Annotated in this window: 8 protein-coding genes; 5 read left to right on the top strand and 3 right to left on the bottom strand. The window is 69.8% G+C overall.

What is annotated here, in order from left to right:
• Nucleotides 1–71: 71 nt before the first annotated feature.
• Nucleotides 72–3,611 carry an NB-ARC domain-containing protein gene (locus FrCorBMG51_RS03565; RefSeq protein ID WP_157180373.1) on the bottom strand — a complete coding sequence of 1,180 codons (3,540 nt, stop codon included), beginning with the start codon at nucleotides 3,609–3,611 and terminating at the stop codon, nucleotides 72–74.
• A gap of 606 nt (nucleotides 3,612–4,217) precedes the next feature.
• On the opposite strand from FrCorBMG51_RS03565, the gene FrCorBMG51_RS03570 reads away from it, so the two are divergent.
• The 3 genes from FrCorBMG51_RS03570 to FrCorBMG51_RS03580 all read left to right on the top strand — a co-directional run bounded on the left by FrCorBMG51_RS03570 (nucleotide 4,218) and on the right by FrCorBMG51_RS03580 (nucleotide 7,308).
• Complete coding sequence (locus FrCorBMG51_RS03570) at nucleotides 4,218–4,574, top strand: hypothetical protein (RefSeq protein WP_200902312.1); 357 nt, start codon at nucleotides 4,218–4,220, stop codon at nucleotides 4,572–4,574.
• Nucleotides 4,575–4,907: 333 nt separating this feature from the next.
• Nucleotides 4,908–6,689, top strand: coding sequence for a 3-hydroxyacyl-CoA dehydrogenase family protein (locus FrCorBMG51_RS03575; RefSeq protein WP_047221642.1), 1,782 nt, complete (start codon nucleotides 4,908–4,910; stop codon nucleotides 6,687–6,689).
• 118 nt (nucleotides 6,690–6,807) lie between these two features.
• The gene (locus FrCorBMG51_RS03580; RefSeq protein ID WP_047221713.1) at nucleotides 6,808–7,308 is read left to right on the top strand and encodes a YkvA family protein; all 501 of its coding nucleotides are present in this window, start codon (nucleotides 6,808–6,810) and stop codon (nucleotides 7,306–7,308) included.
• A gap of 373 nt (nucleotides 7,309–7,681) precedes the next feature.
• Here the strand turns inward: FrCorBMG51_RS03580 and FrCorBMG51_RS03590 are convergent, their stop codons facing one another.
• Nucleotides 7,682–8,350, bottom strand: a complete 669-nt coding sequence (locus FrCorBMG51_RS03590) for an SPFH domain-containing protein (RefSeq protein ID WP_047221644.1) — start codon at nucleotides 8,348–8,350, stop codon at nucleotides 7,682–7,684.
• Nucleotides 8,351–8,495: 145 nt separating this feature from the next.
• Nucleotides 8,496–9,833, bottom strand: coding sequence for a crotonyl-CoA carboxylase/reductase (gene ccrA, locus FrCorBMG51_RS03595; protein ID WP_047221645.1), 1,338 nt, complete (start codon nucleotides 9,831–9,833; stop codon nucleotides 8,496–8,498).
• 165 nt (nucleotides 9,834–9,998) lie between these two features.
• Between ccrA and FrCorBMG51_RS03600 the strand changes: the two genes are divergently transcribed.
• Nucleotides 9,999–10,556, top strand: a complete 558-nt coding sequence (locus tag FrCorBMG51_RS03600; RefSeq protein WP_047221646.1) for a SigE family RNA polymerase sigma factor — start codon at nucleotides 9,999–10,001, stop codon at nucleotides 10,554–10,556.
• Nucleotides 10,553–11,286: VCBS repeat-containing protein (locus FrCorBMG51_RS03605; protein WP_200902313.1), on the top strand; the 734-nt coding region annotated here is incomplete at its 3' end. The genes FrCorBMG51_RS03600 and FrCorBMG51_RS03605, both read left to right, overlap by 4 nt.

An 11,286-nucleotide genomic window follows, 5' to 3' on the forward strand; every position in this document is an offset into this window, starting at 1 on the left:
ATTACGAGCGAGGACGTCCGCGCCATGGACGACGACGGCCCGGCCGAATATGGTCACCTGGCCGCCCGATTTCAGGAACGAAATCCGTAGAAGTAGGCTCCTCGTTCGCCGCCCACGGCCAGGCCGTGACCGTCGGGAGTCCAGACGCAGGCGTGCAGGCGCCCATCGGCCCGCATCATGGTGACGGCGTCTCCGGAGGCTCCGTCCAAGATTAGTATGTCCCCGTCGTGGCCGGCGGTGGCGAGCCGGGTGCTGTCCGGGGAGATCGCCAACGCGGTCACCTGCCCGGTGTGGCCGATGGGGGTGCCGATGCGGCCGGCGGCTCGGTTCCAGATCCCTATGCTCCCGTCGTCGCTGCCGGTGGCGAGCCAGGTGCCGTCCGGGGCGATCGTCATCGCGGTCACGTTGCCGGTGTGGCCGGTGAGGGTGGTGATGACGCGGCTGGTGGCTGGATCCCAGATCCGGATGACCCCGTCGTGGCTGCCGGTGGCGAGCCAGGCCCCGTCTGGCGCGATCGCCAGCATGGTCGTCCAGCGGGTGCGGCTGGTACGGCTGGTACGGGGGGCGCGGCGGGTACGGGTGGGGACGGGGTTGCCGGTGGCCAGGTTCCAGATCCGCGCCGTCCCATCCTCACCGCTAGTAGCGATCAAGCTGTTGTCCGGTGCGATCGCCAGCATGGTCACCCGCCCGGTATGGCCGATGAGAGTGGCGGTGCACAGGCCGGTGACCCGGTCCCAGAGCCGTACCTCCCCGTCGAGGCTGCCGGTGGCGAGCCAGGTGCCGTCCGGTGCGATCGCTACCGCGGTCACCCAGCCGGTGCCGCCCGTGAGGACAGCGGTGGGATGGCCGGTGGCCCGGTCCAGGATCGCCACTGTCCCAAGGCTGTCGCCCACGACGAGCCAGGTGCCGTCCGGGGCGATCGCCGTCACCTGCGCACCCGTGCTGAGGGTGGCGGTGAGGCGGCCGGTGGCCCGGTCCCGGAGTCGCACCGCCCCGCTGTAGTGGATGGCTGCGAGCCAGGTGCCGTCCGGGGCGATCGTCACCGCGGTTACGTCGCCGGCCGGGCTGGTACGGCTGGTGAGGGTGGCGGCGGCCGGGTCCCAGATCCGTACCGTCCCGTCCCCGAAGCTGCCGGCGGTGGCGAGCCAGCTGCCGTCCGGGGCGATCGCCAGCTTGGTCGCCGCGGCGGTGTGGCCGGTGAGGGTGCCGGTGGCGCGGCCGGTGGCCGGGTCCCAGATCCGTACCGTTCCTTCGTCGTAGCTGCCGGTGGTGGCGAGCCAGGTGCCGTCCGGCGTGATCGCCAGCGCGGTCACCTCGTGGGTGTGGCCGGTCAGGGTGTGCAGAAGGGCGGAGGATGCCGGATCCCAGATCCGGACCGTTCTGTCGTCGCTGCCGCTGGCGAGCCAGCTGCCGTCCGGGGCGATGGCTAACGTGATTACCCAGGCGGTGTGGCCGGTGAGGGTGGCGGTGGCGCGGCCAGTGGCCGAGTCCCAGATGCGTATGGTCCCGTCATGACTGCTGGTGGCGAGCCAGGTGCCGTCCGGTGTGATGGCCAGTGCGGTTATCCAGGCGGTGTGGCCGGTCAGGGTGTGCAGGAGGGTGGCGGTGGCCGAGTCCCAGATGCGTATGGTTCCGTCGTGACTGCCGGTAGCGAGCCATCTGCTGTCTGGTGCGATGGCCAGCGCGGTCGCCGCGTCGGTCTGATCGGTGATCGTGTGCAGGAGGGTGGCGGTGATCGGGTCCCAGATGCATATGGTCCCATCGTTACCGACGGCGGCGAGCCAGGTGCCGTCCGGTGCGATGGCCAGCTCGAGTACTGAACCGGTGCGGCTGGCGAGAGTGCTGGTGAGAGTCCCGGTGGTCGGGTTCCAGATGTGTACGGTCCCATCCCGGCTACCGGTGGCGAGCCAGGTGCCGTCCGGTGCGATGGCCAGCACGGTCACCTGACTGGTGAGGGTGGTTGTGATGCGGCCGGTACTCCGGTCCCAGATCCGTACCGTTGCGTCATCATAGCTGCCGGTGGCGAGCCAGGTGCCGTCCGGTGCGATGGCCAGCGCGGTCACCCGGCCGGTGTGGCCGGCGAGAGGGCGCAGGATGGCGGGATCGGGGATGTCCGGCGGCGTCCAGCGGTTGAGCAGTGCTGGCTGGCCGGACCGGCCTTGTCGGACGGTGACCTGGTCATGCCAGTGGGCGAGTGGCTCGATGCGGCTGTACAGGATCGCGGACAGTGCGTGGGTGGGCTGCGTTGGTCCGAGGAGGTGTGCGGTGCGGGCGAGGTCACGGGCCCGTTCCGCGGCGGTCGGGGTGGGGATACGGGAGAGGTCCCGCCAGGGGGATGTGGGCCCGCGTTGGCACAGCCGGGTCTCGACCCAGCGGAGGTCGCTGGCGAGGGCTTCGGCCTGGTCGGTGCGGCCCGCGGCGAGCAGGTGGTCGATGGCATGGTCCAGCAGGTATCCGTCGGTCAGCTTCCACCATGCGGCCGGCGGTCGCGGTGCCGAGGGCGCGAGCGGTTCGGCTGCCGGCAGGCCGGCCTCGACCGCGTCCACCAGCGCCTCGTTGAGAGCGGTCAGGCGGGCGGGGCCGAGTTCGCCGCGCAGATAGTCGCGGATGACGTCGTGCAGGGTCACGCTGCCCCCTGCCTCGTGTTTCAGGGTGAGCAGGGACAGGCTGTCCAGCTTCAGGCACAGGGCCCGTGACTGTCTCTCGGTGTATGCGCCCGTCGCCTCCCACAGCCGGGCCACGAGGGTCACCGGGACGGTCTCGTTCGCGGCGAAGATCCCCAGTTCGACGAACCGGTCCCTGCCGTCCGCGAGCAGCAGCCGGGCCGCGGCCTCCACGGTCGCCCGCACGGCCTTGCCACGCTCGTTGGGATCATTAAGTTTGTTGGCGTCATCAGGATCTGGTGGTGTCAGTGGATCGTCCACCGCCGCTGGTCCCTGCGCCCGCAGTTGCCGTAGCGTCTCCTCGGCGACCGCGGTGGCATCGGCGCCCGTGTCCACCTGATCCTTGATTATTCCGTTGGTCAGGTGCAGCAGCAGGGGCCAGCGTCCGGTTGTCGCCAGCAGATCCCACGTCAGGACCTCTGGCAGGCGCGGTAATCTCCACGTCAGTACCTGACGGGCCTCTGCGTGAGACATCCTGTCGACCAGAACCGGTGGCGCGCCGGAGCCGGTTGGGAGAATGGTGGGGACGCGTGTGGTGACCAGCCGCACGCACCGACTGCCGCCCCGAAGGAACGGGTCAAGCTGTTCCCGTTCCCAGATGTCGTCGAGAACAAGCAGAATACGGGGGCGCTGGTCCAGGAGCCCGCCCAGACGGGCCCCTGCCAGCTCCGGGTCGTCAAAGGTGGTGGTGTCTCCTGTGATCAGATGAATGACCTGGTTGACCTTTGAGGCGATGCTGGCCCGGCTCCGCTCATCGCGGCCCATGGTGACGAAGTAGACTCGATTTTTGAAGTGCTTCCGCACCTTTTTGTCGGCGCACACGACTTTGGCCAGTGTCGTCTTCCCGAAGCCGCCCGCGCCGGTCAGCACCGTGGTGATTCCTACCGTGCCGCCCTGCCGCGAGCACACCGCGGCGACGACCGACGCGACTTCCGTACGCCTGATCACCCATTCGGGCACGCTCGGCGGTGCCGGCGGCGAATCGTCCGCCCCCGCCNCGCCCCCGCCGGCGGACGATTCTGTATCCGTTCCAGTAGCAGAGTCGCCGCCGCGCCCAGCACGGCCAGAATGAGAACCGACCACCAGGGGTGTCGACGCAGGAGGTCCAGCGGGCCTGGAAAGCGGTCTTCCGATGAGGCTGGACCGGCAGCCAGCCCGCCGAGAACGGCTGNAACGGCTGCGGCGCCTGCCGTGACCGCCAGCGTGACGATTACGACCCGGCGTAGCGCCCCTGCCCCCACCCGCGGCCCCTGTCCCGCTCGCAATCCGTCGTTATTGATGAAATCGCGTCCGATCTGGTTCGATTGACGAATTTTATATCAGATATCCACTGTCCGTCGTACGTGGAGGGCGTCGTACGTGGGTGGCGTGTCGCGTGGGTTGTTCGGCTCCAGCTCGACGGAAAAGGCTCGCCTTTCGGGTCGGGTTTGTGTGGGGAGCGGGTCCGGCCGAGTGCTACCGGACATCGACCATGCTCATTCGAGACAGTCCGCGTCGGCGGTGAACAGGCGCGGCGCCGAAGGATGCGCTGGCGGCCCACGCTGCCCGTGGCCGATGATCATCTCGCTGGCGGTGGGTACTGGCCGATCGGACTGTCCGGTGCCGGCGGGTCGCCGGATACTATTAGTCATGGCTGCGGCCCATGACTATGAGGACATGCACCATTTGGTGGACCGCCTCACCCTCAGCCAGGTGCGGCGGTTGCGGCTGCTCGTCACGCAGGACGAGGAACTCTCCCGGGTTGTCGAGGAAGCCGGTGGACGGCCCGCGGTCGAGACGCCCTCCGAAGACGTCGTTCCGGCGGGGCTGCTGGCCCTGACCGGCAGCATCCGTGGCCCGGCGGATCTAGCCGAGCGGCATGACGATTACATCCGCGAGCGTATGCGGTTGCGTTTCGGCGATTCGGTGTGATTGCGACCGTACTCGATACCGGTATCATCTTTCGCTCGGTTCGGTTGACGCCTCCGTGATTGCCATCGCGGAGCGTTTCCGTGTGGGCCGGGTCGCCACTGTCGACCGTCGGCACTTCAGCGTCGTCAGACCGAATCATGTTCCCGCGCTGACGTTACTGCCATAGTGCTTCGCCATCGACGTCCGGCTGTCCGATTATCTGTTGATTGTTCCTTTTTTGGTCGATGCGACGTGAAGTGGCGGTTGTGGGGCCGCGCGTCGAAGATCTGGGAAGTATCCGCGCGTCGCTGGTGGGCACAACGACGACAGCGACGACGAGAGGGGCGGTCCGGGATGGCTGGGGACTTCACGAGGGTCGGCGTGGTGGGGCTCGGCACCATGGGCGCGGGAATCGCCGAGGTGCTGGCGCGCGCCGGTATCGAGGTGGTGGGCGTCGAACACGGCGACAGGGCGCTGGCACGGGGGCTCGGCCGGATCCGCCACTCGACCGACCGGGCGGTCGACGGCGGCAAACTGACCGGAGCCGACCGGGACGCGCTGTTCGCCCGGATCCACGCCGGCACCGACCTGTCGGCGGTGGCGGACTGCCGGCTGGTCATCGAGGCGGTGCCCGAGCGGCTTGAGGACAAGCAGGCGGTCCTCGCCGACCTGGACGCGCTGTGCCCGTCCGGGACCATCATCGCGACGAACACCAGCTCGCTGTCCATCACCGAACTGGCCACCGGGACGTCCCGGTCGTCCCGGGTCGTCGGCACCCACTGGTTCAACCCGGCGCCGGTCATGGGGCTGGTCGAGATCGTCCGTACGGTCGTCACCGACGCCACCGTGCTGGCGGACGTCGAAGCCCTCGTCACGAAGGTCGGCAAGACCGCGGTGATCGCCGCGGACCGGGCCGGTTTCATCGTCGACGCCCTGCTGTTCGGCTACCTCAACAGCGCTGTGGGGATGCTGGAGGCGCACTACGCCACCCGTGAGGACATCGACGCGGCCATGCGCCTGGGCTGCGGGCATCCGATCGGCCCGCTCGCGCTGCTCGACCTGATCGGGCTCGACTCGGCCTACGAGATCCTGGACTCGATCCACCGCACCTCCCACGACCACCTGCACGCTCCGGCGCCGCTGCTGCGGCAGCTGGTCGCGGCCGGGATGCTCGGTCGCAAGACCGGGCGTGGCTTCTACACCTACGCCGCCCCCGACACGTCCGAGATCGTCGACGTGGTGCCGACGGCCGGTACCACGGCTGGCACCGTGACCGGTGCCACGCCCCGGCCGGTGCGCACGGCGGGCATCGTCGGCAGCGGGACGATGGCCGCCGGGATCGTCGAGGTCTGCGCCCGGTACGGCTACGACGTGGTGTTCCACGCCCGCGGCGAGGAGAAGGTCGCCGCTGTCCGCAAGAAGCTGGAAAGCTCGCTCGAGCGGGGCGTCGAGAAGGGGAGGATCTCCCTGGACGACCGGGCCGCCGCCCTGTCCCGGGTGCGGGGCAGCACCGACCTGGCCGCCCTCGCCGGCTGCGACCTCGTCATCGAGGCGGTCGTGGAGGACCTCGCGGTCAAACGTGCCCTGTTCGCGGCCCTCGACGCGGTGGTGCGCCCCGGGGCGGTGCTGGCGACGACCACGTCGTCCCTGCCGGTGATCGAGTGCGCGGCCGCCACCGCCCGCCCGCGGGACGTGGTGGGGATGCACTGGTTCAACCCGGCACAGGTGATGCGGCTGGTGGAGATCGTGCCCACCGTCCTGACCGCGGACGACGTCACCGCCACGGCCTTCGAGGTGGCGCGGGCGGTGGGCAAGCGTCCGGTGCGCTGTGGCGACCGGGCCGGTTTCATCGTCAACGCCCTGCTGTTCCCCTACCTCAACGACGCGGTGAAGATGCTGGCGGACCACTACGCGGACATCGACGCCATCGACACGGCGATGACGGTTGGCTGCGGGCATCCGATGGGGCCGTTCGCGCTCGTCGACGTCGTTGGCCTGGATGTGACGCTTGCCATCCAGCGCGCTCTGTACCAGGAGTTCCGGGAGCCTGGCCACGCTCCGGCTCCGCTGCTCGAACACCTTGTCAGAGCGGGTTATCTCGGCCGCAAGACCCGCCGCGGGTTCCGGATTCACTGATCAGGCATGCCGGTCGTTGGGCGGCTGGGGTGTCGGCACCGTCGCCTACGATGGCGCCGTACGGCGTGATTCGTCACCGACACGCCGGCCCCCGCTGCCGCACCCGGAGGATGCCGCGATGATCCCGCTGGACAAGGATGCCGCCCGGGAGCTGGGCCGCGAGATCGTGACGTTCGTGCCCGACTGCGTGGTGATGCTCAGGAAGGTCCTGGCCGATCCGCGAGTCTCCCAGTCGGCCAAGCTGGAGGCGGCCGGGGCGCTGGCGTATCTGCTGTCCCCGAAGAACCGACTGACGAACCTGATCCCGGTGGTGGGCCAGCTCGACGATGTCGCGATCGTGGCCTTCGCGTTCCGCCGGCTGGAGATCGGCGCGGGTGAGGCCGTGCTGCGGGAGCACTGGCGCGGCAGCGACCGGGCCTTCCAGCTTCTGCTGGGTGCCTCCGCGGCCCTGTCGTCGCCGCGGGGGGTGATCCGTAAGGCGAAGCTGGTGAAGACGATCGCCACGTCGACCGCCAACCGGATCGGCGTTTCCCGGGGTCACACGGCGGGTGGTGCGGACCCACATCGGGTCATCGAAGGTGAGGTCGTCGACCGGACGTCGGCGACGCGCCCACAATGACCCGGAGCCGGTCCCGACGGGCGCGAGCGCAGGGGCGGGCACAGACGCCGCGGGCACCCGTGATCGTCGGATCCGAGACGACCGAACAGCATCCGGACGGCGACTGGGTCGTCCGCCGGGTCAGCGGCGCGGCCGCGTGGAAGCGCTACCGCTGTCCCGGATGTGAGCAGGAGATAGTCCCGGCCACCCCGCACGTGGTGTGTTGGCCTGACGAGCAGGTCGCTGACCGCAGGCACTGGCACACGATCTGCTGGACCCACCGCGGCCGCCGGAATCCGCCGGGCCGGTCGCGGCCGGGCGGCTGATCCGGCCCGGCTCGCGATCCCGGTCCGCATACGGCCGGCGGGCCCGTGCCTCCAGGGCAGGGGCCGGGTCAGGAGCGGACGGCCGTGGGCCGTTCGGCGTCCGCCGGCTCCGGATCCACGCTGGGATCCACGCTGAGGTCCAGGGGGGCCATCGCCGCGGCCAGCCGGTCGCGCAACTGACCGAGCTGGGCGGTCACCTGGTCGCGTTGCCGACCGAGGTCGGCCAGCCGACGCCGCGAGNGCGAGTCGTTCTCGGCCGTTTCGGCTGCCTCACGGGCGTCGGCGACGATCCGCTCCGCCTGCGCCTCCGCGGTAGCGATGGTCTCCTGAGCCTTTGTCTCGGCCTCCCGGACCGTTCGTTCGCGGGTGCGCTGCGCGTCGGCGTGGGTCTGCTGGGCCTCCTCCAGCGCGACCTCGGCTTCCCGGGTCCGTTCGGCGCGGACGAGGGCGGCCTCTTCCTCGGCAAGCTGGAGGATCTTGGTGATCCGCTCGCCGAACTCCTCCCAGGCCGGCCGGTTGGCGGCCAGATCATCACGCAGCGCGGCGGCCTCGGTGGCGGCCTCCGAAGCCGCGGCCTCGGCCGCGGCCCGATGCGACTCGGCTTCCCGCAACTGTTCGACAAGCCAGTTGACGTGCGCTCTGACCTGATGCGGGTCGTAGCCGCGACGAACCAGATCGAACTCCGGCGAGGCATCCCCACCGCCGGACATCGGGATGAGATCGGTTTGTTCGGTCATGGGACATCAGCGTGCCAGACCACTGTCATGGTTGACCTCCTCGGGGCCGGTGAACCGACGTACATCGAGTCTCCCGGAAAGTGCGCCGATCGCCAGGTTTGTGCTCGAGAAACCCGGCGTTGCGGGTACCCGGCATCCAATACCCCTACACCCCGCGGAAGCGGTTGATCTGGGTGAGGTGACGTTCGCGTGTCGCCTGGTCGCGGACGCCGAGGCCTTCCGCGGGAGCGAGGCAGAGCACCCCGACCTTGCCCTGGTGGAGGTTGCGGTGGACGTCGTAGGCGGCCTGCCCGGTCTCGGTCAGCGGATACACCCGGGAGAGGGTCGGATGGATCAGGCCCTTGGCGATCAGCCGGTTGGCCTCCCAGGCCTCGCGGTAGTTCGCGAAATGCGATCCGATCACGCGCTTGAGGTTCATCCACAGGTAGCGGTTGTCGTAGGAGTGCATGTAGCCGCTGGTGGAGGCGCAGGTCACGATCGTCCCGCCGCGCCGGGCGACGTAGACGGAGGCGCCGAAGGTCTCCCGTCCGGGATGCTCGAAGACGATGTCGGGGTCCTCGCCGCCGGTGAGCTCCCGGATCTTCCGGCCGAACCGCTGCCATTCCTTCGGGTCCTGGTTGTGTTCGTCCTTCCAGAACCGGTAGCCCTCCGCGGCCCGGTCGATCACCAGCTCGGCACCCATCCGGCGGACGATCTCGGCCTTGTGAGCGGAGGAGACGACACAGACCGGGATCGCGCCGCCGCCCAGTGCCATCTGCGTGGCATAGGAGCCGAGTCCGCCGCTGGCACCCCAGATCAGCACCACGTCGCCCTGCTTCATGTTCGCGCCGTTGCGCGACACCAGCTGGCGGTAGGCGGTGGAGTTCACCAGCCCGGGGGCGGCGGCCTCCTCCCAGGTCAGATGCGCGGGTTTCGGCATGAGCTGGTTCGCCTTGACCAGGGCGAGCTCGGCCAGCCCCCCGAAGTTGGTCTCGAAGCCCCAGATGCGCTGCTCCGGGTCGAGCATCGTGTCGTCGTGGCCCTCGGGACGCTCCAGCTCGACCGACAGGCAGTGGGCCACCACCTCGTCGCCGGGCGCCCAGGCGTGCACCCCGGGGCCGGCGCGCAGGACGACTCCGGCGAGGTCGGAGCCGACCACGTGGTATGGCAGGTCGTGGCGTTTGCCGAGCGGGGAGACCCGGCCGTAGCGCTCCAGGAAGCCGAACGTCGGGAGCGGTTCGAAGATCGACGTCCACACGGTGTTGTAGTTGATCGCGGAGGCCATGACCGCGACCAGCGCCTCGCCCGGGCCGAGCTCGGGAGTGGCGACCTCGTCGACGTACAGGGCACGTCGGGGGTCCTTCTCCTGGGAGGTGAGTCCGGCGAAGATGTTGACGTCCGCCTTGCGGACCACCGCCGCCCGGTAGCGCTCGGGTATGCGAAGGTCCGCGAACTCCTTCCGGGGGGTGTCACCGGCAAGAATCGCCTCAGCAATTTCCTTCACGATCGACCTCCCATGCGTCATGTGTGACGTGGGCCAAGATGCTACCGGCGGGTATGCCTAGTAGTCGTCCAGTTAGGGGTGTGCGTAGGGGCCGGAAGCGATACAACGTGAGGTGAGAGCAACCATTGGGGGTGGGAGCGCGTCTGATCTGTTGTGACCGCGCCCATGACAGTCGTGGAGGGGTGGCGGCCCGTGCCTGCGCGGAGCGACGCCGCCCGTAGCGAGGTCGCACGGGACGCCGACGCCGCTCTCACCGTTTTGTACTCGGAACATTACCGGTCGCTTGTCCGTCTCGCCGCTCTCCTGCTCGACGATCTCGGCCTGTGCGAGGAGGTCGTCCAGGACGCCTACATCCGTGTGCACGCGGCCTGGGGCCGTCTGCAGGACCGCGAGAAAGCGCTCGCCTACCTGCGGCAGACCGTCGTCAACCTCGCGCGTTCGACGCTGCGGCGCCGGCTGGTGGCCATCAAGCACGCGCCCAAGCCGATGCCGCACGCGGCCAGCGCGGAGGAGGGCGCCTACGCCCTGGTCGAGCGGGCCGCCGTCGTGCAGGCCCTGCGCGAGCTGCCGCGCCGCCAGCGGGAGGCGGTGGTCCTGCGCTACTATGCCGATCTTTCCGAGGCGGACACCGCGGCGGTCATGCGCTGCAGCGTCGGATCGGTGAAGGCGTACACGTCCCGCGGGCTGGCCGCGCTGGGTAGCAAGCTGGAGGGCCTGCGGTGACCGGGCTCGAACCTGACGAGCTACGCCGGCGCCTTGCCGAGGCGGTCGAACCACTGCAGGCGTCGCCGGACGCGTACGCGCGGATCCGTGCCGGGGCGCTGCGCCGGCGCCGGATGCGGGTGCCGGCTGCGGCCTTCGGCGGGCTGGCGCTGGCGGGTGTGATCGGTGTCGCCTACGTGGTGAGCGAGCCCCGCGACTCCACCACCCTGGTCGAACCGGCCGCGCCGCCGTTGACGCAGACGGCCGGCGCGACGGCCGCACGCACCCCGACCTCGTCGGCCGCCCACGGCGGCGGCGGAGGCGGCCCGGTCCGCGGGACCATCACCGCGCAGCCCTCGTCGCTGTCCACCTCGCCGGTCACGGAAATCAGCCCGCTGCCGTCCTCGAGCGCGACGGCCGGGCGGCCCAGCGTCTCGCCCAGCAACGTCAACTCCCCGCCCCTGCCGCAGCCGGTGTCCCGGCCGGCGAAAAAGGGCGATGTCGACGGCGACGGCACGGACGACACGACGCAACTGTCCGGCAACACCCTCGTGGTCACGCTCAGCCGGTTCGGGCCGGCCACGCTGGCGCTGTCGGAGGTGGTGTCGCCGCCGACCATCTCGATCATCGACATCGACGCCGACGGCTACGGTGAGCTAATCGTCCAGACCGCTGGTAACGCCGACACCAGGACGTTCACCGTGATCAAACTGATCGCGGCCAGACAGCTACGGCAGGTGAGCGGGCCGCC

Origin of the sequence: Protofrankia coriariae, assembly GCF_001017755.1 — a bacterium.
Classification (GTDB): domain Bacteria; phylum Actinomycetota; class Actinomycetes; order Frankiales; family Frankiaceae; genus Protofrankia; species Protofrankia coriariae.